Genomic DNA, 23937 nt, shown 5'->3' with positions numbered 1-23937 from the left:
GCACCCGACAGCGCACCCCCACCCGCCCGCCGGAGGCCACGGCGCCCTAGAACCCCGCCGGCTCCGTATACACCCCCCACTCCTCGCGCAGCACCCCGCAGATCTCCCCCAACGTCGCCTCGGCCCGCACCGCGTCGAGCATCGGCCCGATCATGTTGCCCCCGCTGCGCGCCGCCGCGAGCATCGCGTCGAGCGCGCCCCGCACCGCGCCGTCGTCCCGCGCGGCCTTCCGCCCCGCGAGCACCCGTACCTGCTCCCGCTCCACCTCATGGCTGACCCGCAGGATCTCCAGGTCCCCGGTCACGGACCCGTGGTGGACATTGACCCCGACGACCCGCTTCTCCCCCTTCTCCAACGCCTGCTGGTACCGGAAGGCGGACTCCGCGATCTCGCCGGTGAACCATCCGTCCTCGATCCCCCGCAGAATCCCGGACGTGATCGGCCCGATCGGATGCATACCGTCCGGATGCGCCCGCAGCCCCCGCTCCCTGATCTGCTCGAAGATCTTCTCGGCGTCGGCCTCGATGCGGTCCGTCAGCTGCTCGACGTACCACGAACCGCCCAGTGGATCGGCGACGTTGGCGACGCCGGTCTCCTCCATCAGCACCTGTTGGGTCCGCAGCGCGATCTCCGCGGCCTGCTCGGACGGCAGCGCCAACGTCTCGTCCAGCGCGTTGGTGTGCAGCGAGTTGGTCCCGCCGAGCACCGCCGACAGCGCCTCCACCGCCGTGCGCACCACGTTGTTGTACGGCTGCTGCGCGGTCAGCGAGACCCCGGCGGTCTGGGTGTGGAACCGCAGCCACTGGGCCTTGTCCGTCCGGGCCCCGTAGACGTCCCGCATCCACCGCGCCCAGATCCGGCGCGCCGCGCGGAACTTGGCGATCTCCTCGAAGAAGTCGACGTGCGCGTCGAAGAAGAAGGACAGGCCGGGCGCGAACACGTCGACGTCCAGGCCTCGGCTGAGCCCCAGCTCCACGTACCCGAAGCCGTCCGCGAGCGTGTACGCCAGCTCCTGCGCGGCCGTGGCCCCGGCCTCGCGGATGTGGTAGCCGGAGACGGAGAGCGGCTTGTACGCGGGGATCTCGGCCGCGCAGTGCTCCATGAGGTCGCCGATGAGGCGCAGGTGCGGCTCGGGCTGGAAGAGCCACTCCTTCTGCGCGATGTACTCCTTGAAGATGTCGGTCTGGAGGGTGCCGTTGAGCACCCCCGGGTCGACGCCCTGCCGCTCGGCGGCGACGAGGTACATGCAGAAGACGGGGACGGCGGGGCCGCTGATCGTCATGGAGGTGGTGACGTCGCCCAGCGGGATGTCCTCGAACAGGACCTCCATGTCGGCGGCGGAGTCGACGGCGACCCCGCAGTGCCCCACCTCGCCGAGCGAGCGCGGATCGTCCGAGTCCCGCCCCATCAGTGTCGGCATGTCGAACGCGACGGACAGCCCTCCGCCCCCGTTGGCGAGGATCGTCTTGTAGCGCTCGTTCGTCTGCCGCGCGTTGCCGAACCCCGCGAACTGGCGGATCGTCCAGGTCCGCCCCCGGTAGCCGGTCGGGTACAGCCCGCGGGTGAAGGGGTACTCCCCCGGCCACCCGATCCGCTCGAACCCCTCGTACACGTCCCCCGGCCGGGGTCCGTACACGGGCTCCACCGGATCCCCCGAGAGCGTCGTGAAGTCGGCCTCCCGCTTACGCGCGGAGTCGTAACGGTGCTGCCAGCGGCGGCGGCCCTCTTCGATGGCGTCAGCGTCCATGGGACCAATTTACTAGGACGTCCTAGTAAACGACAGCGACGCAGGTCAGGACGCGCGCGCCGGGCGCCGAGAAGCACCCGTTACGCTCGACGCCATGAAGAAGAGCGTCTTGACCCGCTACCGGGTGATGGCCTACGTCACCGCCGTGCTGCTGATCCTGCTGACGGTGGGCGTGATCGGGAAGCGTCTGCTGGGCCTCGACGGCTTCGACGGCTTCGTCACCGTGGTCGGCTTCGCCCACGGCTGGCTCTACGTGCTGTACCTGGTCTTCGCCTTCGACCTCGGCAGCAAGGCGAAGATGCCGCTGGGCCGTCTCGCCTGGGTGCTGCTCGCCGGCACCGTGCCCACGGCCGCCTTCTTCGTGGAACGCAAGGTCAGCCGCGAGGTCGAGCCGCTGATCATCAAGGAGACGGCCCCGAACCCGGCCGCCGCCTGACCGCCTCCGGTCAGCTCTCCTCGAAGTCCCCCGCCGCCACCCGCAGCGGCCTGAGCATCGCGAAGATCTCCGCGCACTCCTCGGCGTCGTAGACGCCGAGGCCGAAGTCCATCGCCATGAGGTCACGGGTGGCGGCGTCGCAGACCTCGCGGCCCTTGTCGGTGATGGAGGCGAGGGTGCCCCGGCCGTCGTTGGGGTTCGGGCGCTTGTCGACCAGGCCGGACCTGACCAGGCGGTCGACGGTGTTCGTCACGGACGTGGGGTGCACCATGAGCCGCTCGCCGATCTTGGACATCGGCAGCTCGCCCTTCTGCGAGAAGGTGAGCAGCACGAGGGCCTCGTAGCGCGCGAACGTCAGCCCGTACGGCTTGACCACCGCGTCGACCTCCGCCAGCAGGATCTGCTGGGCACGCATGATCGACGTGATCGCGGCCATGGACGGGACGTTTCCCCAGCGCTGCTTCCAGTGCTCGTCGGCGCGCGAGATGGGGTCGAAGGAGAGGCTGAGCGGCTTCGGCACGGCATCGACCTTACCGGCCGGTCATATGCTGGTCAGCCCCGTCTCGCCTTTCGGTCGCCCCACGCTCCCTACGAACGACCGTCGGCGCCTCAACGCCCGGCGGCCTTCCGCAGCTGGTGCCTGACCGCCCGCTGCGCCACGGGCCCGAGGCCGTCGAGAGCGGCGGCGAGCGCCGCGAGCTGCTCCAGCGCCCCCAGCGCCTCTCCCGCCCCCTCCGGATCGACCCCCTCGTACAGTTCCAGCCCCACGAACGACGCCGCCACCGCCCGGGCCAGCCCACCCGCGTCGGCGAACTCCCCGAGCGGCGAGGCCGCGAGGACCCGTCGCAGCACCCCCTCGACCTCCGCGATCCACAGGTCCAGCCCGGCGGCCGTCGCCGGCGCCAGCCGCGGGTGGGTCTGCGCCCCCGCGAGGAGCTGCCCCAGCACGGCCACATGCCCCGCCGCGCGCTCCTCCACGTGCATCTCCCGCCCGAAGGCCAGCAGTTCGGAGAGCGAGCCGATCGCCGCCATCCGTTCCCGGTGGCGGGCGACCCGCTGCTCGGCCCCGTACCGGCAGGCCGCCGCGAGGAGTTCGTCCACGGACCCGAAGTGGTAGAAGACGAGCGCCTGGTTCACCCCGGCGGTCGCGGCGATCGTACGGGCGGACGTCTTGGCGATCCCCTGCTCGACGAGCGTGCGCAGCGCGCCCTCCAGCAGCTTCGTCCGGGTCGCCGCGCTCACGCCCGCGCCTCCTCACGGACCGGCCGCAACCCGGGCCGGACCCCGCACACCCGGACGTCCTGGAAGGTCGCGGTGAAGGAACCCTCGTAGCCGAAGAGCGGCCCGAGGTGCCTGTTCACCACCCGCACCTGGATCCGGAAGCGACCCGTCCGCTCGTCGAAGCGCTCGCGCACCTCGGCGTCACCGCCGATGAGGCCGGGGACACGGACATCGACCGGCCCCTCGCGGAAACGGTGCTCGCCGGAGCGGATCAGCAGTGACCCGTCGGGCTCCGCACGGAAGTGCAGGTCGCTTGCGAGGTGCTGGTGGGTGCCGAGGTAGTCGAGGACCCGGTCGCCCTCGGGCGCCAGCACCATCTGGGCGTCGAACCGGCGGGGCCGGCCGGGCAGGTCGAAGGTACGCACGAAGGTCACCGTCTCACGGCCGAAACCGTCGGCGTACGGCACGTTCTCGATGGTGAAGGGAACGTGCCGCCCCTCGCGCGGGACGAGGATGTTCCGGGTGCCGCCGAGCGCGAGGAACGGTTTCACCAGGCCCCGCCCGTGCCAGATGCGGTCCATCACGCCCCGGCCCGTGCACGCCTGCCCGCTCGCCAGTCCGACCGAGAAGCGGCGGCGCAGCTCGGGATGGAGCCGGTCGAAGTCCGCGCCCATGACGGTACGGAAGATCGAGGCGTGGGCCGGCGAAGCGGAGGGGGACGGGACGTTCCCCGGAGTCGTGGCGTCCATGCCGCTCATCCCTCCAGGGTCGCGAGCAGACGGGGCGCACGCGCGCGTGCGGGTGCGGTCCGCAGGCAGCGGCGGGCGGACGGGGTGCCGGGCAGGGGCGGTACCAGCAGGGCGGCCAGGACCGCCGACACCGCCAGGACCGGAGTCGCGAACAGCGCGAGCGGCGCCAGGACGCCCGCCGGTTCCCCCCACGCCCCGTACGCGAGCCCGGCGCAGGCGGCCACGATCGTCAGCACGCGGACGACCGCCTCGGCGAGCCAGCGCCGCAGGGCCCGTTCGGGGGTGATGTCCCGTTCCAGCCACAGGCGGAGACGGTCGAAGGACCAGGCGGTGGCCCAGCCCATGAGCGGGCGGAACAGCACCCGGTCGGCGAGGGCGCCCGGGCGGCCCCAGCGGGGCCGGTAGTCGTAGCCCGTGAGGAAGCGGACGCCCTCGCCGTCCGGGACGTAGCGCCAGTAGCCGCTGCCCTCGGCGATCAGGGAGAGCGGGTGCGGCGAGGCGAATCGCAGCGCGGAGGTCCGGGTGCCGTCCGGCCGCTCCTTCTCCCCGGCCGAGACCCCGGTCCCGGCGACCGTCAGGCCGGGGAGAACGCGGGTGGCATACCGGAAGCGCTGCGGCTCGCCCGCCGCCCGTGGGAGGTGGTCGATCTCCGTGAAGCGGAGGTCCCACCGCTGGTGGAGGGCCGGGTCCTGGGTGCGGGCCCACACTTCCTCCAGGTCCGCCCGTACTCGTGCCTCGATGTAGAGCCCCATCCGTGTTCCCCCGGGCCGGTGAAGTTTTTTGAGCGACTGCTCAATGTGGTGGGCACGACCGTACCCCGATTTGAGCGATCGCTCAAACGGCAGGGCATGAGAAAACCCCGACCCGGAGGGATCGGGGTTCCCGGGAGTCGCGACAGCGTGACCGCGGCCGGCCACGACGCCCACCGCCTGCGCGTCTGCGCGCGCTACGACAGGTGGCGTTCCACCGTCTCCACCTTGGAGGTGAGGCCGTCCGTGACGCCGGGGCGGATGTCGGCCTTGAGGACGAGGGAGACGCGGGGCGCGCGCTCCTCGACGGCGGCGACGGCTCGGCGCACGACGTCCATGACCTCGTCCCAGTCACCTTCTATCGAGGTGAACATGGCGTCGGTCCGGTTCGGCAGACCCGATTCACGGACGACCCGTACGGCCTCGGCGACGTATTCCCCCACGTCCTCGCCGACGCCGAGAGGGGTCACGGAGAAGGCGACGATCACGCGTTCACGACCCCTTCCTTGCGGGCGCGGGTCGCGATCACCGCGTCCTCCGCCTCGCGCCGCAGCTTGCGGTCGGCGAAGAAGCCGCCGGTGGGCAGGACGGAGAGGGCGAAGTAGAGCGCGGCGGTCTTCAGCGACCACTTCGTACGGTTCCAGGCGTCGGCCCAGAAGATCAGGTACAGGATGAAGAGGATGGCGTGGACCCAGCCCATCACGGGCACCGCGTTGAACTCCGTGGTCCGCTTCAGCACCGAGCAGACGAGCAGCAGCAGGAAGGAGACGGCCTCGGGGGCGGAGACGAGGCGCAGGCGGCGGAGGGCGGAGACGGTCTTTATGTCCACGGGTCACCTTCGGTCTTTGTGAACGGAAGCACAAGCTCGGCCCCATTCTGACATCCGGCGTTCCCGGGAGGTCCCCGAGGGGGTGTTTCGAAAGTCCTGTGCGGTGCCCGCGGTGTCCGGTGCGTGCTCTCGGCGTGCCGGACGAAAGCCCTCGTACTGGACGTACTTGGACTTTCGGCCGGTGCGGCGGTGGGGGCCCCTCCCGCTCGAGCGAAGCCGAGAGTGGGGGAGCGTGCCGGGCGCCGTGGGTGCTGTGCGGGACATTCGAAACACCCCCTAGGGTCCCTTCAGGGTCGAGATCCCCCTCTGGGCCCTGTCCTGTCCGGCCATCGGCCGGTTAACGTCACCCCGTGGCAATGTTCCGACTTCAAGGCAGCAAAGTGCTGGCCGTCGACATGACCGGGGACGCCGTGAAGGCGAAGAACGGATCGATGGTCGCCTACGACGGCCAGATGACGTTCAAGAAGCTCAGCGGCGGCGGTGAGGGTCTGCGCGGGATGGTGACGCGCCGCCTCACGGGCGAACAGATGACGTTGATGGAGGTGACCGGGCAAGGGACCTGCTGGTTCGCGGACCGGGCCTCCGAGATCAACCTCGTGAACCTTCAGGGGGACAAGCTGTACGTGGAGTCGAGCAATCTGCTCGCGACGGACTCCGGGCTGCGGACGGGCACGAGCTTCACGGGGCTGCGCGGCGCCTCGCAGGGCAACGGTCTGTTCACCACGACGATCGAGGGCCACGGCCAGGCGGCGATCATGTCCGACGGCCCGGCGGTGGTGCTGCGGGTGAGTCACCAGTACCCGCTGACGGTGGACCCGGGGGCGTACATCGCGCACCAGGGCAACCTCCAGCAGTCCTTCCAGTCCGGTGTGACGTTCCGCACGTTCATGGGCGAGGGCGGCGGCGAGGCCTTCCAGATCCGCTTCGAGGGCGACGGGCTCGTCTACGTCCAGCCCAGCGAGCGCAACACGGTGGCGGGGGACGTCTGACATGGCCTTCCGTGAGATCAACTCGAAGATGATCGAGGCGACCGTGATGCCGGGCCAGCGGCTGTTCAGCCAGCGCGGCGCGATGCTCGCCTACAAGGGCGAGGTGTCGTTCACCCCCAACATGCAGGGCGGGCAGGGCGGTATCGCGTCGATGATCGGCCGCCGGGTGGCGGGCGAGGCGACCCCGCTGATGACCGTCGAGGGCAGCGGCACGGTCCTGTTCGGGCACGGTGGTCACCACATCCAGGTGATCAACCTGACCGGCGAGACCCTCTATGTCGAGGCCGACCGGCTGCTGGCCTTCGACGGCACCCTCCAGCAGGGCACGATGTTCATGGGCTCGCAGGGCGGCGTCATGGGCATGGTGCGGGGCCAGGTGACGGGCCAGGGCCTGTTCACCACGACCCTCAAGGGCCACGGCGCCGTCGCCGTCATGGCGCACGGCGGGGTGATCGAGGTCCCGATCACCCCCCAGCGCCCGGTCCATGTCGACCCGCAGGCGTACGTGGCGCACCACGGCGACGTACGCAACAAGCTGTCCACCGCGCTCGGCTGGCGCGACATGGTGGGCCGGGGCTCCGGCGAGGCGTTCCAGCTGGAGCTGAGCGGCAGTGGTGCGGTGTACGTCCAGGCCTCGGAGGAGAAGCTGTGAGCATGTACGGGGCCCCGGTCGCCGGCCCGACCGTCTTCGACCCGATGACGCTGCCGTCCGACGACAACGTCAACAACTACACCTTCTGCGTGGAGCTCAAGGGGAGCCAGTGGTTCCTGCAGAAGGGCAAGATGATCGCCTACTACGGCCAGATGGAGTTCAACGGCATCGGGCACGGCGGACTCGATCGCCTCGTCCGGTCCTCGTTCCATTCGCCTCTGCACGCGAGCGACTGGGTCGTGGCCCAGGGATCCGGCAAGATGCTCCTCGCCGACCGGGCCTTCGACGTCAATTCGTATGACTTGGAGGACGGCAACCTGACCATTCGCTCGGGCAACCTCCTCGCTTTTCAGCCAAGTCTCGCGATGAAGCAGTCGATCGTCCCGGGCTTCCTGACCCTCATCGGCACGGGCAAGTTCGTGGCGGCCTCCAACGGCCCGGTGGTGTTCATGGAACCCCCCATCCGGGTCGACCCGCAGGCCCTGGTCGGGTGGGCCGACTGCCCCTCGCCGTGCCACCACTACGACCACGGCTACATGACAGGTGTCATGGGCGGTCTACGTGCGATGACGGGCATCGGCGGGGCGTCCGGCGAGGAGCACCAGTTCGAGTTCGTGGGGGCGGGCACGGTGCTGCTCCAGTCCTCCGAGACCCTCATGGCCGAGCAGGCCACGGGCATGGTCCCGCACGAGCCGGGCGTACCCGGCGGCGGTGGGGTACCCGGGCATCACGGACAGCCGGCGGGGGCACCGCGCCTTCCCGGACAGCTGGGGGACCTCCAGCGTCGCTTCGGGCTGTGAGCGGTAGTCTGCGGAGTGTGACATCGAACGTGTGCGCGTTGTCATGCCTCAACCCGTAAGACCCGACCTGTCCGTACGAGTGGCACCACCGAACCCTCACTAGTTCGCCTTTCAACCTTTTAGGTAGACTTCATTCATGGAGACCGAAACGGCCACGCGCTGGCTGACCGATGCGGAGCAGTGCGCCTGGCGCACCCATCTGGACGTCAACAGGCTGCTGACGCACCAGCTCGAAAGGGATCTGCAGCCGTTCGGCCTGACAATGAACGACTACGAGATCCTGGTGAACCTCTCCGAGTCGGAGGGGCGGCGGATGCGGATGAGCGACCTCGCCGCCGCCACGCTCCAGTCCAAGAGCCGCCTCTCGCACCAGATCACCCGGATGGAGAACGCCGACCTGGTGCGCCGGGAGAACTGCGAGTCCGACCGGCGCGGGCTGTTCGCCGTGCTCACGGAGCACGGCATGGCGACCATGCAGCGGGTGGCGCCGCATCATGTCGCCTCCGTGCGGCGGCACTTCATCGATCTCCTGCCGGAGGAGGCGCTGGAGGAGCTGCACAAGTCCCTGACGCCGATCGCGGAGCACCTGAGGAGCCATCGAGGCAAGCCGTAGCCCTTCTTCGGGCTGGCCGTGGCCCGCTTTCGGGGTGGGCGCGGCGAGCCGGGGCCCCGCGCCCCTCAGGTGCCCGGGGCCTCCCAGGGCAGCCTCAGTTCGAAGAGGGCTCCGCCGCCCGGGGCGTCGCCGACCGTCAGGGTGCCTCCATGGCGTACGGCGATGTCCCTGGCGATGGCGAGTCCGAGGCCCGCGCCGCCGTCGTCCCGCGCCCGGGACTCGTCCAGGCGGACGAAGCGTTCGAAGATACGGTCGCGGTCGGCCGGCGGGACGCCCGTGCCGTCGTCCACCACCTGGAGGACCACCCGGTCCGGCGTGGTGCGCAGCGTGACGGCGACGCGGTCGCGGGCGTGGCGGTCGGCGTTGTCCAGGAGGTTGCCGAGGACGCGGCAGATCTGGTTGCGCGAGCCGCGCACCTCCACCGAGTCCACGCCGTCCAGCGTCACGCCCTCCCGGGACGCCACCTCCTCCCGTACGACCTTCGCCAGGTCGAACCGCGCGTCCGGCGGCGGCCGCTCCCCCGCGTCCAGACGGGCGAGCAGCAGCAGGTCGGCGGCGAGGCTCTGCAGCCGCACGGTGTCCTCGACCGCCCCGTCCAGGTCCAGCAACTCCGGGTACGCGGCACCCACTTCCAGCTGGGTGCGCAACGAGGCGATGGGGCTGCGCAGTTCGTGCGAGGCGTCCGCGACGAACGCGCGCTGCCGCTCCACCGAGGCCTCCAGGGCCGCCAGCGTCTCGTTCGTGGTGCGCGCGAGCCGGGCGACCTCGTCGTGCGTGTCCGGCTCGGGGACGCGTCGGGAGAGGTCCTCGGAGGCCGTGATCGCCGCCATCTCCGCACGGATGCCCTCGACGGGGCGCAGCGCCCGCCCGGTGACGACGTACGTCACCCCGCTCACGGTCAGCAGCAGCAGCGGCAGCCCGATGAGCATCGTCGTCAGCGCGGTGCCGACGGCCTCCTCCTCGGTGGACATCGGGGCGCCCGCGTAGACGGTGAGCGGCACGCCCGCCGGCGTGACCACGTCGACCCCGGCGAACCGGTAGTCCGCCGTGTCCCCTTCGACGGTCGCGGTGCCCTCGCCGTACCAGGTCTCGTCGGCGATCTCGCCCGCCCGGAGGCTGCCCCCGTCCTCGGCGTCCTTGTCGCCCTCCGCCCGGTCGTCGGCGTCGTCGTTGGTCTCGGAGTTCAGCCGGTCCGAGTCGATGGCGGACACGTCCAGGCCCTCGACGTCCTCGCCGACCGCGACGGGCTTCTCGTCGCGGTCCAGGACCTCGACCGGGTTCTCGTCGCCGTCGGGCAGCCGCAGTTCGGCGTAGGCGAAGCCGCTGGCCAGCGCCGAGGCCGCGTTGCGGGCCACGGAGTCGGCCTCCGCGTCCGCCTTGTCGGTGAGGGTGAACCGCAGCGACAGCAGGACGGCGGCGCCCGCGGCCACCAGGGCCACGGCGACGACGACGGTCGCGGCGAGGGTCGCACGGGCCCGTACCGAGCCGAGACGGCGTTTCACGAGCGGCCCTCCAGTCTGTATCCGGCCCCGCGTACGGTCTTGATGAGCGGGGAGCCGAGCTTGCGGCGCAGCGCGCTGATGTAGACCTCGACGATGTTCGGGTCGCCGTCGTAGGCGAAGTCCCAGACGTGCTCCAGGATGTCGGCCTTCGAGACGACCTCACCGGCTCTCATGACGAGCTGCTCCAGGACGGAGAACTCCTTGGTGGTGAGCGTGATCTCGTCCTCGGCGAGGAACACGCGCCGGGCGGCGGTGTCGACCTTCAGATCGCCGACCTCGTGCACGGGCGAGGCACCGCCCGAGGGCCCGCGCCGCCGCAGCAGCGCCTTCACCCGGGCCACGAGGACGACGTACGAGAACGGCTTGGTCAGATAGTCGTCGGCGCCCGTGTCGAGCCCCTCGGCCTCGTCGTACTCGCCGTCCTTGGCCGTGAGCATCAGGATCGGCACGTCGTGGCCGGCGGCGCGCAGGGCGGCGCAGACGCGGTAGCCGTTCATGCCGGGCAGCATGATGTCGAGGATCACGAGGTCGTAGGACCCCTCGCTCGCCCGGTGCAGTCCGTCGATCCCGTCGTGGACGACGTCCACGGCGTACCCCTCGGCCGTCAGGCCCTTGGCCAGCGACACCGCGAGCCGCTTCTCATCTTCCACGATCAACAGGCGCATGCGTTCAGCTTGGCAAACCGAACCTGAAGCGGTCTTCAGGGGGCTTCAGGTCCGCTTCAGCGTCGATCGGCCAGATTGGTTCCCGTCGAAAGCAGACGAGGCGAACAAGCCAGACAAACAATCTGCAACCGGCGACATCATCCGTTACTGGTTGCAGCCAGTCGCATCCTGGAGGAACCTCATGAAGCGCAACATCGTCATCGCCACCGTCACGGCCGTCGCCCTGATCGGCGGCGGCACCGCGACCGCCATCGCGGTCTCGGGTGACGACGAGGCGCCGGCGAAGAAGACCGTGTCGGTGTCGAACGGTGACCACGACCGCGACGACGTGAACGACGACTCCGACGACACGGCCGAGGACAAGGCGGACGACAAGGCCGAGGACCGGGCCGCCCGCGACACCGACCAGGACGCCGAGGACAAGGCCGAGAACGCGGCCGAGGCGAAGGCCGGCCAGGTCACGGCCGCCGAGGCGATCAGGACGGCGCTGCAGCACAAGGACGGTACGGCGGTCTCCGCCGACCTCGACGACGAGGGCACCAAGCTGATCTGGGACGTCGACGTGCTGACCGGCGGCGGCAAGTGGTTCAGCGTCCAGGTCGACCCCGCCACCGGCAAGGTCCTCGGCTCGCACGCCGACCGTGACGACGACGGTGACGACGCCGCCGAGACCCAGCAGATCCGGGCCGCGCTGAAGGGCAGCTCCGTGACCGCCGCCGAGGCCGCCGAAGCCGCCGCGGACAAGGGCACCGTGACCTCCGTCGACCTCGACGAGGAGAGCGCGGACCAGGCCTGGGAGGTCGACACCACGGCCGCCGACGGCACCGGCAGCGACTGGAGGGTGAACCCCGACTCCGGCAAGCTCACCGCCGACCGCTCGGAGGACTGATCCCTCGCGGTCCCGTCGAACCACCGGGAGGACCGACCCCGCCGACCCCCTCGGCCGGACGTCGCCCTCCAGGAGGACCGGCGCTCTCCCCCCACATCCCGGGAGCCCCGACTCCTCCTTCCACGCCGGGAAGTCCGACACCTCCCCCCCCAGAGGTACACGGCCTTCCTCACCCCAGGTAGGGGCACCCGAGACCGGGTGCCCCTACCGGCGTTCGCGCGGTCGGCTCACCTCACGGCGACCGCGCCGCCCGTGCCTCGGCGCTCGCGACCTGCTCGGTCGTGTGCCCCGCCGTTCCGGCCGCCGACCCGGCCGGACGGCCCCGCCGGCTCCCCACCCCCACCACGGTCGCCGCGAGCAGGGCCGTGCCGCCCGCGAGGGCGAAGCCGAGGGTGGGCGAGACCCGGGCCACCAGCAGCCCCGAGGCGGCCGCTCCCGCCGAGACGCCCGCGTTGACGGCGGTGTTGACCCAGGCGCCGGACCGGGTGCGGGCGGCGGCCGGGGCGCAGGCGTCGGCGACGAGGTACGCGGTGGTGAGGGCCGGGGCGACGAAGAGCCCGGCGCAGACGACGGCGCCGGTGAGGACGGCGAGGCCCGGGGCGAGCCCGGCACCCGCGAGGGCGAGGCCAAGACCCGCCACCAGCAGCGACAGCCGTACGCGTGCACCGGAGCGCCACTCGACCGCGCCGTACAGCAGTCCGCCCACCGCGCTCCCGGCGGACAGCGCGGCGAAGATCCAGGCCACCACGTCGTCCCCGTGGCCCCGCTGCTCGGCGAAGGCCAGCACCAGCAGGTCGAGCGCGCCGAGCGAGAGCCCGACGCCGCCGGCCGCGACGACGGGCGGCACGATGCCGGCGACGCCCCACGACCGGCGTCGGCCCGTCGGCCTCTCGGACACCGCGCCCCGCCCCGGCATGCGCGCCACGGCCGGGGACGCGACGAAAGCGAAGGTCCCCGCCACCACCAGCACGGCACCCAGGGCCACGGCGGCGGCCGGAGCGGCGACCTGCACCACTGCGCCCACCACCAACGGCCCCGACACGAACAGCAGTTCCTCCGCGACCCCGTCGAGGCTGTACGCGCGCGGCAACAGCCCCCGGTCGGCGGCGAGTTCGCTCCACACCGTGCGCATCGTCGGCCCGAGCGGCGGCGTACAGGCGCCCGCCGCCACAGCGACCGCGCCCAGCACCGGGCCGGAGGCGCCCGGCCGCCAACTGGCCACCGCCAGCAGCCCGAGCAGCACGGCGTACGACGAGGCCATCGGCGGCAGCGCCCGGCGGGGGCCGTACCGGTCGACGAGCGCCGCCCTGGCGGGCGACAGGGAGACACTGGTGGCCCCGAACAGGGCCATGACCGTACCGGCGACGGCGTAGGACCCCGTCGCACGGGTCACGGCGAGCAGCACGGCGACCGGCACCATGCCGTAGGAGAGCCGGCCGACGAGTACGGCGGCGAAGGCGCGGCGGGCGTACGGGATGCGGAGCACCGCTGCGTACGACGGCCGCGAGGAGGTCGCGGACATGCGAAAGGTTCCTCACCTGAGGGCGTGCGGGGACACCGATGCCCCGCGCGACGACGACACGTCGCCTGCGGGGGGGCGTCTCTACGCAAGGTGAAGGAACACGCGGCCAAGTTAGCAGCTCGCGACGGGCGTTCCGCAGGGGCGCGGGGGGATGCGCGAACGGGGTCCGGGGCGGGGCCCCGGCGGCGGCAAGTCGCTACCGGTCATGTGGAAGGGCTCCAGCCGCGATCCGGCCTCGTAGGGGGACGCAGACCGCCGTGTTCCGGCCTGTCAGGTAAGCCAACTCGTACGCGGGACAGGATGGTTGGCAGGATCGCCAGCAGGACCGAGAGGCCCGCACTCCGCTGGGCCGCCCTGTGTCTCACGTAGAAGGAACGCGGTGGACGACGTAACTCAGCACACGACCATGACGGACACGACCGGCAGGGAAGCGGCGGGAGAGGAACCCGCGTTCCGCCTCGCGGGCCTGCACAAGGTGTTCGGCGACTACACGGCGGCGGATCACGTGGATCTCACCGTACGGCCCGGCTCCTTCTACGGACTTGTCGGACCGAACGGAGCGGGCAAGACCACCACCCTCTCGATGGCCGTCGGCCTCCTCCGGCCCGACGCGGGCACGGCCGAGGTCCACGGCGTCGACATCTGGGAGGAGCCGCTGAAGGCGCGCCGCCTGCTGGGCGTCCTGCCCGACGGGCTGGCCATGCCCGAACGGCTCACCGGCCGTGAACTGCTCACCTACCTCGGCCAGTTGCACGGACTCGACGCCGGTGAGGTGGACCGCCGCGCCGATGAGCTGCTCGCCGTCATGGAGCTCGACGGTTCCGCCGAACGCACCCTGGTGGTGGACTACTCCACCGGTATGCGCAAGAAGGTCGGCCTGGCCACGGCCCTGCTGCACGCCCCCCGGATGCTGGTGCTCGACGAGCCCTTCGAGGCGGTCGACCCCGTCTCCGCCGCCACCATCAAGCGGATCCTGCGGCGGTTCGTCGACCGCGGCGGCTCGGTCCTGATCTCCAGCCACGTCATGGCACTCGTCGAGGAACTGTGCGACACCGTCGGCGTGATGGCCCGCGGCCGCGTCGTCGCGGAGGGTCCGCTGGACGACGTGCGCGGCGGCCGCACGCTCGAGGAGACCTTCGTCGACCTGGTCGGCGTGACGATCGGCGGCGGGGAGGGACTGTCGTGGTTGGCGTCCTGATCCGTATGAAACTGGCCGTGCTGCGCCACAGCACGTCCGACTCCAAGATGGCCCTGAGCGGCCTGGGCTGGTCCGCCGGGATCTGTCTCGCCGTCACCACGGTCATCCTGGCGTTCCTCGACTTCTCCCAGCCGCGGATGCTGATGGACGTCCTCGCGGTCACCTTCGCGCTGTGGGCGCTGGGTTGGATCGTCGGCCCGATCTTCGCGGGCGAACCCGCCCTCAACGGTGAGCACTTCCACCGCCAGCCGATCCCGCGCCGCACCCTGGCCATGGGCCTGCTCGCCGCCGCGCTGGTCGCCGTCACCACCGCGATCACCGTGCTGGCGTTCGGCGCCATGATCGCCTTCGCGGCCCGGCTGAGCTGGCAGGCCGTCGTGGTGTCGGTCCCCGCGGTGGTGCTGCTCCTGCTGCTCGTGGTGCTGCTGTCCCGGGTGGTCACCCTGCTGTTCCGCGTACTGGCCCGCTCCCGTATCGGCGGCGCCATCACCGCGACCGTCACCGCCGCGATCGTCTCCCTGTGCTCCTTCTCCTGGGTCCTGATGATCGGGATCTACCTGCTGCTGGAGTACGGCTTCCCGCCCACCTTCTCCACCGTGGTGCGGGCACTGCCCTCCAGCTGGGGACTGCTCGCCGTCGAGGCGGCGGGCCGAGGCGACTGGCTGTGGACGTTCGGTCCGCTGCTCGCGCTGGCCGTGCTGGTGGCGGCGCTGTTCGCCGCGTGGAGCGCGCTCCTCGGGCCGCAGCGGCTGGCCCGCCCGGTCGTCCGGGGCTCCTCCGCACGCGAGGCCGTACGGCGACCCCGGCTGTTCCGCGGCGACGTGGGGATGATCTGCCTCAAGGAGCTGCGCACCTGGTGGCGCGACCCGATGCGCACCCAGAGCATCGTGCTCGGCCCGGCCTTCGCGGTCATCACCGCGCTGTTCCCGCTGATCTTCGACTTCACCGCCGCGTTCCCGTTCGTCGGCGCGGCCGGCGCGCTGATGGCCGCGGCGACCTGCGCCCACCTCTACGGCCAGGACGGCACCGCGCTCTGGCTGACCCTGACGGTGCCCGGGAAGGAGAAGGCCGACGTCCGTGCACGGCAGCTCGCCTGGCTGATCGTCTTCGGCCCGCTCACGCTGCTGCTGACGCTCGCCGGATCTCTCGTGCACGGTGACCCCGCGCTGGTGCCGTGGGCGCTCGCGGGCAACCTCGCCGCGCTCGGCGGCGGTTCCGGCCTGCTGATCTGGGCCTCCGTCGCGGTCCTGGTGCCCGGCCCGGACCCGCACAAGAGCAAGAACTCGCCGATGGACCACGGCGACGTCACGGGCCAGTCGTTCCTGATGTTCTTCCTGGTCGCGCTGGCCATGTGCCCCGCGCTCGGGGTCGCCTGGGCGGGCCACGCGCTGGAGCAGCCCGCGCTGCTGTGGGCGAGCCTCCCGGTCGCCCTGCTCACGGGTGTGCTCAGCCATGTACTGCTCGGCTCGGTGGCGGCGAAACAACTGCGGGACAACGGCCCGGAACTGCTGCACCTGATGCGCTCGGGCGCCCCGGCGTCGACCGCCGCCGGCGAGGACGAGGCCGGCAAGTCCCCGTTCGAGACGATGTCCGCCAAACGCCAGACACTCCTGTGGACGGCCATGGCCGTCGGCATCCTCGGCCTGTTCCCGCAGGGCCTGGCGCCGCTGGGCATCAAACTCAGCGGCTCCACGGACAAGGTCTGGTTCCTCGCGCTGCACGTCTCCGACCCGTGGCAGTGGCCGGTGATCGCCGCCATGGTCCTGATCGGCGTCACGGGCTTCTGGGCCGCCTACTGGCTCTATCGCGCCGAGAAGAACCGCATCCAGGCGGTGGCCGCGTGAGCCGCGCCCCCCGGCCCGCGCACCTCTGAGCCGGCCGCGCCGCCGCTACGAGGCGCAAGGCCGAGCACTTCCCGGTCTGCACCAGCATCGCCCGCACACTGATCTGCCATCGCCGCCTCGCCACATGAGACGACTTGTTCAGGAGGCGGGCGGGTCTCCTTCACGGACATGACGAAAGCCCCGCCTCGATCGAGCCAAGGACGGGGGCTTCCGTCGAACCTCTGACCGCATAGAAGTCGCGGTGTGTTGACGGTGACCTGTGGATTCGTGGGGCGGATGGCAGCCGTACGGCACGCCGTGGGCCCGTCGCCACGGAGTGCGGCCCGGGTGTCGGCGAGGAGTCGCCGTCCTACGGCCACCGTGGCGGGGCCGAGAGACCCGAGGTCAGCCCTCCGTCAACCCGGCCACCAACTCGTCCGCCGCCCGATAGGGGTCCAACTCCCCCGCCACGATCCGCTCGGCCAGGGAATCCAGCCGCCGATCACCGTGCAGGTCCCCGATCCGCTCCCGCAGGGCGGTCACCGCGATGGTCTCCACCTCGCGCGCCGCACGGGACCGCCGCCGCTGCGCGAGGACCCCCCGCTCCTCCATCCACGCACGGTGCTTCTCCAGCGCCTCCACGACCTCGTCGACGCCCTCGGCCCGCGCGGCGACCGTCTTGACGATCGGCGGCCGCCAGTCGCCGGGCCCACGGGACTCGCCGAGCCCCAGCATGTGGTTCAGCTCGCGCGCGGTCGCGTCCGCGCCGTCCCGGTCGGCCTTGTTGACGACGTAGACGTCACCGATCTCCAGGATCCCGGCCTTGGCCGCCTGGATGCCGTCCCCCATGCCCGGTGCCAGCAGCACCACGGACGTGTCGGCCTGCGAGGCGATCTCCACCTCGGACTGGCCGACACCGACCGTCTCGACGAGGATCACGTCGCAGCCCGCCGCGTCCAGGACGCGGATCGCCTGCGGGGCCGCCCAGGCGAGGCCACCCAGATGGCCCCGGGTCGCCATCGAACGGATGTACACGCCGGGGTCGGAGGCGTGGTCCGACATCCGGACGCGGTCGCCGAGCAGTGCGCCACCGCTGAAGGGCGAGGACGGATCCACCGCCAGCACCCCGACCCGCTTGCCGGCCCTGCGGTACGCGGTCACCAGCGCCGACGTGGACGTGGACTTGCCCACACCGGGCGAGCCGGTGAGGCCCACGACGTACGCGCCGCCCGTGAGCGGTGCCAGCGCCTCCATGACCTCACGCAACTGCGGGGACGCCCCCTCCACCAGGGAGATCAGCCGGGCGACGGCCCGGGGCCGCCCTTCCCTGGCCTGTGCCACCAGTGCGGGGACGTCCTGCATCACAGCTCCGATCCGAGAAGACGACGGGCCACGTACGCCCGGAACCGACGGGCCTCAGGCCTTGGGTACCCGCACGATCAGCGCGTCACCCTGACCGCCGCCGCCGCACAGCGCGGCGGCGCCGACACCTCCGCCGCGCCGCTTCAGCTCCAGGGCGAGGTGAAGGACGAGCCGGGCGCCGGACATGCCGATGGGGTGTCCGAGAGCGATCGCACCACCGTTGACGTTCACCTTTTCCGGGGAAACCCCGAGGTCCTTCATTGACTGCACGGTGACCGCGGCGAAGGCCTCGTTGATCTCGATGAGGTCGAGGTCGTCGACCGCCAGGCCGTCCTTCTTCAGAGCGTGCTGGATGGCGTTCGACGGCTGCGACTGCAGCGAGTTGTCCGGTCCCGCCACGTTCCCGTGGGCGCCGATCTCGGCGAGCCACGTCAGGCCGAGCTCCTGCGCCTTGGCCTTGCTCATGACGACCACGGCGGCGGCGCCGTCGGAGATCTGCGAGGCGGACCCGGCCGTGATCGTGCCGTCCTTGGCGAAGGCCGGACGCAGCTTGCCCAGCGACTCGGCGGTCGTCTCGGCCCGGATGCCCTCGTCCTGGCTGAAAACGACCGGCTCGCCCTTGCGCTGCGGGATCTCCACCGGCGTGATCTCGGCGTCGAAGAGGCCGTTCTTCTGGGCGGCGGCGGCGCGCTGGTGGGACAGGGCCGCGATCTCGTCCTGCTCGGGGCGGAGGATGCCGAGGCGGGTGTTGTGCTTCTCGGTGGACTCGCCCATGGCGATGTTCTCGAAGGAGTCCGTGAGCCCGTCGTGCGCCATCGCGTCGAGCATCTGGATCGCCCCGTACTTGTAGCCCTCACGGGACTTCGGGAGCAGGTGGGGGGCGTTGGTCATGGACTCCTGGCCGCCCGCCACGATCACGTCGAACTCACCGGCGCGGATCAGCTGGTCGGCGAGCGCGATGGCGTCGAGGCCCGAAAGACAGACCTTGTTGATGGTGAGCGCGGGCACGTTCATCGGGATGCCGGCCTTGACCGCTGCCTGGCGCGCCGGGATCTGCCCCGCCCCGGCCTGGAGCACCTGGCCCATGATCACGTACTGGACCTGGTCGCCACCGATCCCCGCACGGTCCAGGGCGGCCTTGATCGCGAAGCCGCCGAGGTCGGCTCCGGAGAAGGACTTCAGCGAACCGAGCAACCGTCCCATGGGCGTACGGGCGCCCGCGACGATCACCGATGTGTTGCCGTTCGAACCAGACATGAGGTGCGATCCCCTTCCAGCTTGCACAGCCGAGGAGTGAACGAGGGTTTACTTCGAATGTACTGAGTGGCACTCCGTGCCGTCATCGGGCTGTCGGTGTGATCGCTGGCACGTTGCGTAACCGCTCCGGGAGCGCTGCACTGACATCATGCTGACGCGAATCGACCACATCGGGATCGCCTGCTTCGACCTCGACGCCACCGTCGAGTTCTACCGGGCCACGTACGGCTTCGAGGTGTACCACTCCGAGGTCAACGAGGAGCAGGGCGTGCGGGAGGCCATGCTCAAGATCAACAGCACGGACGACGGCGGCGCCTCCTACCTGCAGCTTCTCGAGCCGACCCGCGAGGACTCCACCGTCGCGAAGTGGCTGGCGAAGAACGGCGAGGGGGTCCACCACATCGCCTTCGGTACGGCGGATGTCGACGGCGAGGCGGCCGCGATCAAGGAAAAGGGCGTACGCGTCCTGTACGAGGAGCCGCGAGTCGGTTCCATGGGGTCACGGATCACGTTCCTGCACCCCAAGGATTGTCATGGCGTACTGACAGAACTGGTCACTTCGGCGCCAGTTGAGTCACCTGAGCACTGACCCCCGTACATATGGGCCGGTAGGGTTGGGGTCGGCCGTCGCCTTCGAGGGGGACGGCCCGGGTCCTGCCGCCTTCCGAGGAGCGGGATCCAAGGGCACCGCGAAGATCCATGAGCGGCTGCCCGAGGGCCGGGGTCCAGGTTTCGGGGGACGAGGGTGAGGGCGGCAGCCCGTGCTCCGCCGTTGATCTGACACCATTCCCCGGGGGCACCGTTCGGCGGTTGGACGGAGCTCGTTTGCCAGAGGTTGCGACCAGGGGACGGATGGGACCGCGCAGTGCGGGGCTACGAACGCCAGGAGCGAGAGCCGGCGGCTGACGTCGACCACCTCTCTCGGTTCGAGGCCGAGATGGAGCGGCTGAAGACCGAGCGGGAAAAGGCGATCCAGCACGCCGAGGACCTCGGCTACCAGGTCGAGGTGCTGCGCGCCAAGCTGCACGAGGCGCGCCGCACCCTCATGTCCCGGCCCGCCTACGACAACGGCGGCGACCTCGGCTACCAGGCCGAGCAGATGCTCCGCCAGGCCCAGATGCAGGCCGACCAGCTGCGCGCGGACGCCGAGCGGGAGCTGAGTCAGGCCCGGGCGCAGACGCAGCGGATCCTCCAGGAGCACGCCGAGCAGGCCGCGCGCCTCCAGGCGGAGCTGCACCAGGAGGCGGTCACCCGCCGACAGCAGCTCGACCAGGAGCTGTCGGAGCGCCGCCAGACGGTCGAGTCGCACGTCAACGAGAACGTGGCATGGGCCGAGCAGCTGCGCGCCCGCAGCGAGTCCCAGGCCCGTCGGCTCGTCGACGAGTCGCGCGCGGAGGCCGAGCAGGCGCTGGCCGCCGCCCGCGCCGAGGCCGAGCGGCTCGCCGCCGAGGCCCGCCAGCGGCTCCAGAGCGACTCGGAAGCCGCCCGCAGCGAGGCCGACCAGATCCTGCGCCGGGCCCGCGCCGAGGCCGAACGGCTGCTGAACGCGGCGTCCACCCAGGCTCAGGAGGCCACCGAGCACGCCGAGCAGCTGCGCACCTCCACCGCCACCGAGTCGGACTCCGCCCGCCGCCAGGCAGCCGAGCTGAGCCGGACCGCCGAACAACGCATGGCGGAGGCCGAGGCGGCGCTGCGCGAGGCGCGCGCCGAGGCCGAGAAGCTGGTCACGGAGGCGAAGGAGAACGCGGCCAAGGCCGTCACCGCCGCCGAGTCGACCAACGAACAGCGCACGCGTACGGCGAAGGAGCAGGTCGCCCGGCTGGTCGAGGAGGCCACGAAGGAGGCCGAGGCCACCAAGGCGTCCGCCGAGGAGGTCGTCGCCGACGCCAAGGCCGAGGCCGAGAAGATCGTCGCCGAGGCCGCCGAGAAGGCCCGCTCGATCACAGCGGAGGAGTCCGCCTCCCAGCTCGCCAAGACGGCCAAGACCGCCGAGGACGTGCTGAACAAGGCGTCCGAGGAAGCCCGCAAGACCACCAAGGCCGCCGCCGAGGAGGCCGAGCGCATCCGCGCCGAGGCCGAGGCCGAGGCGGACCGGCTGCGCGCCGAGGCCCACGACCTCGCCGAACAGCTCAAGGGCACGGCGAAGGACGACACCAAGGAGTACCGCGCCAAGACCGTCGAGCTGCAGGAGGAGGCGCGCCGGCTGCGCGGCGAGGCCGAGCAGCTGCGCTCCGACGCGGTCGCCGAGGGCGAGCGGATCCGCTCCGAGGCCCGGCGGGAGGCCGTCCAGCAGATCGAGGAGGCGGCCAAGACCGCCGAGGAGCTGCTCGCCAAGGCCCGGACGGACGCCGACGAGCTGCGGCAGACCGCCACCGCGGACAGCGAGAAGGTCCGCACCGAGGCCATCGAACGCGCTTCGACGCTGCGCCGCCAGGCCGAGGAGACGCTGGAGCGCACCCGCAAGGAGGCCGAGCGCCACCGCGCCGAGGCCGAGGAGCAGTCCGAGGAGCTGAAGGCCGAGGCCGAGCGCGCCGCCCGTGAGCTGCGCGAGGAGACCGAGCGCGGCGTCGAGGCCCGCAAGGCGGAGGCGGCCGAGGAGCTGACCCGGCTGCAGAGCGAGGCCGAGGCCCGGCTGGCCTCCGCCGAGGAGGCGCTCGCCGACGCCCGCGCCGAGGCCGAGCGGATCCGCCGTGAGGCCGGCGAGGAGAGCGACCGGCTGCGTACCGAGGCCGCCGAGCGCATCCGTACGCTGCAGGCGCAGGCCGAGGCCGAGGCCGAGCGGCTGCGCGACGAGGCCGCGTCCGACGCGTCCGCGTCCCGCGCCGAGGGCGAGGCCATCGCCGTACGGCTGCGGTCGGAGGCCGCGGCCGAGGCCGAGCGGCTGAAGTCCGAGGCGCAGGACACCGCCGACCGGGTACGGGCGGAGGCACAGGCCGCGGCCGAGCGGCTCGCCACGGAGGCGTCCCAGGCGCTGGCCGCCGCGCAGGAGGAGGCCGCCCGGCGCCGCCGCGAGGCCGAGGAGCTCCTCGGCGCGGCCCGGCAGGAGGCCGACCAGGAGCGGCTGCGGACGCGCGAGCAGAGCGAGGAACTGCTGGCCTCGGCGCGCAAGCGCGTCGAGGAGGCCCAGGCCGAGGCCGTACGGCTGGTCGAGGAGGCCGAGCGTCGCGCCGGCGAGATGGTGTCGGCGGCCGAGCAGCACGCGCAGCAGGTGCGGGACTCCGTCGCCGGGCTGCACGAGCAGGCCCAGGAGGAGATCGCCGGGCTGCGCAACACGGCCGAGCACGTGGCGGACCGGATGCGCCGGGAGGCCGAGGAGGAGTCGGACCGGGTCCGCGCCGACGCCTACGCGGAGCGGGAGCGGGCCACCGAGGACGCCAACCGGGTGCGCCGCGAGGCCCGGGAGGAGTCGGAGGCCGCCAAGTCGCTCGCCGAGCGCACGGTCGCGGAGGCGATCGCCGAGGCGGAGCGGGTGCGTTCGGACGCGTCCGAGCACGCCCAGCGGGTGCGTACGGAGGCTTCGGACACCGTCGCGCGGGCCGACCAGGACGCCTCGCGCACCCGCGCGGAGGCCCGCGACGACGCCAACCGCATCCGTTCGGACGCGGCGACCCAGGCCGACACCCTGATCACCGAGGTGACGGCCGAGGCGGAGCGCCTGACCCGGGAGACCAACGAGGAGGCCGAGCGGGTACGGGCCGAGTCCGTCGCCAAGGCCGACCGGCTCATCGGCGAGGCCACCGACGAGGCCGAGCGGCTGCGGGCCGAGGCCGCCGAGACGGTGGGCTCCGCGCAGCAGCACGCCGAGCGGGTACGGGCCGACGCCGAGCGCGCGCGGGCCCAGGCGGAGGCGGAGGCCGACCGGCTCATGGCGCACGCCCGCGAGGAGGCCGACAACACCCTCGACCAGGCCCGCAAGGACGCCAACAAGCGGCGTTCCGAGGCCGCCGAGCAGGTCGACAAGCTCATCTCGGAGACGGCTGCCGAGGCCGACAAGCTGCTCACCGAGGCGCAGACGCAGGCACTGCAGACCACCGCGGACGCCGAGGGGCAGGCCGACTCCATGGTCGGCGCGGCCCGCAAGGAGGCCGAGCGGCTGGTCGCGGAGGCGACCGTCGAGGGCAACTCCACGGTGGAGAAGGCCCGTACCGACGCCGACGAGCTGCTCGTCGGCGCGCGCCGGGACGCGACCGCCATAAGGGAGCGGGCCGAGGAGCTGCGCGACCGCATCACGGCCGAGATCGAGGCACTGCACACGCGGGCCCGCCGTGAGGCCGCCGAGACGATGAAATCCACCGGTGACCGCTGTGACGCGCTCATCAAGGCGGCCGAGGAGCAGTTGGAGAAGGCGACGACGAAGGCCAAGGAGATCGTTTCCGAGGCGAACTCCGAGGCGGGCAAGGTGCGTATCGCCGCGGTGAAGAAGGCCGAGGGTCTTCTGAAGGAGGCCGAGCAGAAGAAGTCCACGCTCGTCCGTGAGGCCGAGGAGCTGAAGGCCGAGGCGATCCGCGAGGCCCGCCGCACGGTCGAGGAGGGCAAGCGCGAGCTGGAGGTGCTGGTCCGCCGCCGCGAGGACATCAATGCGGAGATCTCCCGTGTCCAGGACGTCCTGGTCGCGTTGGAGTCTTTTGAGGCCCCGTCGAGCGGCAAGGACGGTGGAGTCAAGACGGGTGCCGCGGCTGGTGCGACTCGTTCGGGTGGCAAGTCGTCAGACGGCTAGCGGTGCCGGGGTGTTGCGGGTATCTTCCCGCCCCGCCCTGGTACTACAGACACCAATTTGTGCTCGTTCTGTGCTTGCCATCTGTGCTTTCAGGCCTTTACGCAAAGTTTCTGGCAAGTATTCCGATGGTCGGCCACTCAAAAGGGGTGTCATTCTCCAGATCAAACGTGCATCTGCTCGATGACACGCCGCTTCGCCCCCTAGGATTCCACCTATC

General features: G+C 71.5%; 22 protein-coding genes. 10 read left to right on the top strand and 12 right to left on the bottom strand.

The window, feature by feature from the left end; translation table 11 throughout:
• Positions 1 to 46: 46 nt before the first annotated feature.
• Positions 47 to 1747, bottom strand: a complete 1701-nt coding sequence (gene icmA / locus RM704_RS33845; protein WP_033529319.1) for a coenzyme B12-dependent isobutyryl-CoA mutase large subunit — start codon at positions 1745 to 1747, stop codon at positions 47 to 49.
• A gap of 94 nt (positions 1748 to 1841) precedes the next feature.
• On the opposite strand from icmA, the gene RM704_RS33840 reads away from it, so the two are divergent.
• Positions 1842 to 2183: a DUF3817 domain-containing protein gene (locus tag RM704_RS33840; RefSeq protein WP_033529320.1), complete on the top strand. Its 342-nt coding sequence runs from the start codon at positions 1842 to 1844 to the stop codon at positions 2181 to 2183.
• Between the two features lie 10 nt (positions 2184 to 2193).
• On the opposite strand, the gene RM704_RS33835 is transcribed toward RM704_RS33840, so the two are convergent.
• The 6 genes from RM704_RS33835 to RM704_RS33810 all read right to left on the bottom strand — a co-directional run bounded on the left by RM704_RS33835 (position 2194) and on the right by RM704_RS33810 (position 5731).
• A complete protein-coding gene (locus RM704_RS33835) occupies positions 2194 to 2703 on the bottom strand; it encodes a MarR family winged helix-turn-helix transcriptional regulator (protein WP_033529321.1) in 510 nt (169 codons plus the stop codon).
• Between the two features lie 89 nt (positions 2704 to 2792).
• Complete coding sequence (locus RM704_RS33830) at positions 2793 to 3425, bottom strand: TetR/AcrR family transcriptional regulator (protein WP_033529322.1); 633 nt, start codon at positions 3423 to 3425, stop codon at positions 2793 to 2795.
• A complete protein-coding gene (locus RM704_RS33825) occupies positions 3422 to 4153 on the bottom strand; it encodes a DUF4166 domain-containing protein (protein WP_052146219.1) in 732 nt (243 codons plus the stop codon). The genes RM704_RS33830 and RM704_RS33825 overlap by 4 nt, the downstream gene beginning before the upstream one ends.
• Positions 4154 to 4158: 5 nt before the next feature.
• Positions 4159 to 4905, bottom strand: coding sequence for a hypothetical protein (locus RM704_RS33820; RefSeq protein ID WP_033529323.1), 747 nt, complete (start codon positions 4903 to 4905; stop codon positions 4159 to 4161).
• 194 nt (positions 4906 to 5099) lie between these two features.
• Positions 5100 to 5390 carry an MTH1187 family thiamine-binding protein gene (locus RM704_RS33815; RefSeq protein ID WP_033529324.1) on the bottom strand — a complete coding sequence of 97 codons (291 nt, stop codon included), beginning with the start codon at positions 5388 to 5390 and terminating at the stop codon, positions 5100 to 5102.
• Positions 5387 to 5731: a DUF3817 domain-containing protein gene (locus tag RM704_RS33810; protein WP_033529325.1), complete on the bottom strand. Its 345-nt coding sequence runs from the start codon at positions 5729 to 5731 to the stop codon at positions 5387 to 5389. The genes RM704_RS33815 and RM704_RS33810 overlap by 4 nt, the downstream gene beginning before the upstream one ends.
• 356 nt (positions 5732 to 6087) lie before the next feature.
• On the opposite strand from RM704_RS33810, the gene RM704_RS33805 reads away from it, so the two are divergent.
• From RM704_RS33805 to RM704_RS33790, 4 genes are all read left to right on the top strand, one after another.
• On the top strand, positions 6088 to 6720 hold the full coding sequence (locus RM704_RS33805) for an AIM24 family protein (RefSeq protein WP_033529326.1): 633 nt from the start codon (positions 6088 to 6090) through the stop codon (positions 6718 to 6720).
• 1 nt (position 6721) lies between these two features.
• Positions 6722 to 7372, top strand: a complete 651-nt coding sequence (locus RM704_RS33800; RefSeq protein ID WP_033529327.1) for an AIM24 family protein — start codon at positions 6722 to 6724, stop codon at positions 7370 to 7372.
• A 2-nt stretch (positions 7373 to 7374) separates the two neighbouring features.
• On the top strand, positions 7375 to 8172 hold the full coding sequence (locus tag RM704_RS33795; RefSeq protein ID WP_033529328.1) for an AIM24 family protein: 798 nt from the start codon (positions 7375 to 7377) through the stop codon (positions 8170 to 8172).
• A gap of 136 nt (positions 8173 to 8308) precedes the next feature.
• On the top strand, positions 8309 to 8785 hold the full coding sequence (locus tag RM704_RS33790; protein WP_033529329.1) for a MarR family winged helix-turn-helix transcriptional regulator: 477 nt from the start codon (positions 8309 to 8311) through the stop codon (positions 8783 to 8785).
• 65 nt (positions 8786 to 8850) lie between these two features.
• On the opposite strand, the gene RM704_RS33785 is transcribed toward RM704_RS33790, so the two are convergent.
• Both RM704_RS33785 and RM704_RS33780 read right to left on the bottom strand, forming a co-directional pair.
• Positions 8851 to 10287: a sensor histidine kinase gene (locus tag RM704_RS33785; RefSeq protein ID WP_033529330.1), complete on the bottom strand. Its 1437-nt coding sequence runs from the start codon at positions 10285 to 10287 to the stop codon at positions 8851 to 8853.
• On the bottom strand, positions 10284 to 10952 hold the full coding sequence (locus tag RM704_RS33780; protein ID WP_033529331.1) for a response regulator transcription factor: 669 nt from the start codon (positions 10950 to 10952) through the stop codon (positions 10284 to 10286). Before RM704_RS33780 ends, RM704_RS33785 begins: the two co-directional genes overlap by 4 nt.
• A gap of 181 nt (positions 10953 to 11133) precedes the next feature.
• On the opposite strand from RM704_RS33780, the gene RM704_RS33775 reads away from it, so the two are divergent.
• Positions 11134 to 11841, top strand: a complete 708-nt coding sequence (locus RM704_RS33775; RefSeq protein WP_033529332.1) for a PepSY domain-containing protein — start codon at positions 11134 to 11136, stop codon at positions 11839 to 11841.
• 232 nt (positions 11842 to 12073) lie between these two features.
• On the opposite strand, the gene RM704_RS33770 is transcribed toward RM704_RS33775, so the two are convergent.
• Complete coding sequence (locus RM704_RS33770; protein WP_052146220.1) at positions 12074 to 13363, bottom strand: MFS transporter; 1290 nt, start codon at positions 13361 to 13363, stop codon at positions 12074 to 12076.
• Positions 13364 to 13769: 406 nt separating this feature from the next.
• On the opposite strand from RM704_RS33770, the gene RM704_RS33765 reads away from it, so the two are divergent.
• On the top strand, positions 13770 to 14561 hold the full coding sequence (locus RM704_RS33765; protein ID WP_033529333.1) for an ABC transporter ATP-binding protein: 792 nt from the start codon (positions 13770 to 13772) through the stop codon (positions 14559 to 14561).
• On the top strand, positions 14546 to 16405 hold the full coding sequence (locus RM704_RS33760; protein ID WP_157856734.1) for a hypothetical protein: 1860 nt from the start codon (positions 14546 to 14548) through the stop codon (positions 16403 to 16405). Before RM704_RS33765 ends, RM704_RS33760 begins: the two co-directional genes overlap by 16 nt.
• 384 nt (positions 16406 to 16789) lie before the next feature.
• Here RM704_RS33760 and meaB read toward each other — a convergent pair whose 3' ends face one another.
• On the bottom strand, positions 16790 to 17746 hold the full coding sequence (gene meaB, locus RM704_RS33755; protein WP_033529335.1) for a methylmalonyl Co-A mutase-associated GTPase MeaB: 957 nt from the start codon (positions 17744 to 17746) through the stop codon (positions 16790 to 16792).
• Positions 17747 to 17800: 54 nt separating this feature from the next.
• Positions 17801 to 19003, bottom strand: coding sequence for an acetyl-CoA C-acetyltransferase (locus RM704_RS33750; RefSeq protein WP_033529336.1), 1203 nt, complete (start codon positions 19001 to 19003; stop codon positions 17801 to 17803).
• A 148-nt stretch (positions 19004 to 19151) separates the two neighbouring features.
• Here RM704_RS33750 and mce point away from each other — a divergent pair, with 148 nt between their 5' ends.
• Both mce and scy read left to right on the top strand, forming a co-directional pair.
• The gene (gene mce, locus RM704_RS33745) at positions 19152 to 19592 is read left to right on the top strand and encodes a methylmalonyl-CoA epimerase (protein ID WP_033529337.1); all 441 of its coding nucleotides are present in this window, start codon (positions 19152 to 19154) and stop codon (positions 19590 to 19592) included.
• A gap of 276 nt (positions 19593 to 19868) precedes the next feature.
• Entirely contained in the window at positions 19869 to 23720 is a 3852-nt protein-coding gene (gene scy, locus RM704_RS33740) for a polarized growth protein Scy (RefSeq protein ID WP_033529338.1), read from the top strand.
• Positions 23721 to 23937 lie beyond the last annotated feature (217 nt).

Origin of the sequence: Streptomyces gottesmaniae, assembly GCF_031845845.1 — a bacterium.
In the GTDB taxonomy this organism is placed as follows: Bacteria; Actinomycetota; Actinomycetes; order Streptomycetales; family Streptomycetaceae; genus Streptomyces; species Streptomyces akebiae.
Note: the sequence above shows the minus strand (reverse complement) of the source record. Positions and strands in the feature narration are given on the sequence as shown.

Excerpts from the sequence above, each read along its gene's own strand:
- RM704_RS33765 (WP_033529333.1), top strand. The coding sequence starts at position 13,770 with ATGACGGACACGACCGGCAGGGAAGCGGCGGGAGAGGAACCCGCGTTC.
- RM704_RS33770 (WP_052146220.1), bottom strand. The coding sequence starts at position 13,363 with ATGTCCGCGACCTCCTCGCGGCCGTCGTACGCAGCGGTGCTCCGCATC.
- mce (WP_033529337.1), top strand. The coding sequence starts at position 19,152 with ATGCTGACGCGAATCGACCACATCGGGATCGCCTGCTTCGACCTCGAC.
- RM704_RS33790 (WP_033529329.1), top strand. The coding sequence starts at position 8,309 with ATGGAGACCGAAACGGCCACGCGCTGGCTGACCGATGCGGAGCAGTGC.
- RM704_RS33750 (WP_033529336.1), bottom strand. The coding sequence starts at position 19,003 with ATGTCTGGTTCGAACGGCAACACATCGGTGATCGTCGCGGGCGCCCGT.
- RM704_RS33825 (WP_052146219.1), bottom strand. The coding sequence starts at position 4,153 with ATGGACGCCACGACTCCGGGGAACGTCCCGTCCCCCTCCGCTTCGCCG.
- RM704_RS33800 (WP_033529327.1), top strand. The coding sequence starts at position 6,722 with ATGGCCTTCCGTGAGATCAACTCGAAGATGATCGAGGCGACCGTGATG.
- RM704_RS33780 (WP_033529331.1), bottom strand. The coding sequence starts at position 10,952 with ATGCGCCTGTTGATCGTGGAAGATGAGAAGCGGCTCGCGGTGTCGCTG.
- RM704_RS33795 (WP_033529328.1), top strand. The coding sequence starts at position 7,375 with ATGTACGGGGCCCCGGTCGCCGGCCCGACCGTCTTCGACCCGATGACG.
- meaB (WP_033529335.1), bottom strand. The coding sequence starts at position 17,746 with ATGCAGGACGTCCCCGCACTGGTGGCACAGGCCAGGGAAGGGCGGCCC.
- RM704_RS33805 (WP_033529326.1), top strand. The coding sequence starts at position 6,088 with ATGTTCCGACTTCAAGGCAGCAAAGTGCTGGCCGTCGACATGACCGGG.
- RM704_RS33775 (WP_033529332.1), top strand. The coding sequence starts at position 11,134 with ATGAAGCGCAACATCGTCATCGCCACCGTCACGGCCGTCGCCCTGATC.
- icmA (WP_033529319.1), bottom strand. The coding sequence starts at position 1,747 with ATGGACGCTGACGCCATCGAAGAGGGCCGCCGCCGCTGGCAGCACCGT.
- RM704_RS33840 (WP_033529320.1), top strand. The coding sequence starts at position 1,842 with ATGAAGAAGAGCGTCTTGACCCGCTACCGGGTGATGGCCTACGTCACC.
- RM704_RS33820 (WP_033529323.1), bottom strand. The coding sequence starts at position 4,905 with ATGGGGCTCTACATCGAGGCACGAGTACGGGCGGACCTGGAGGAAGTG.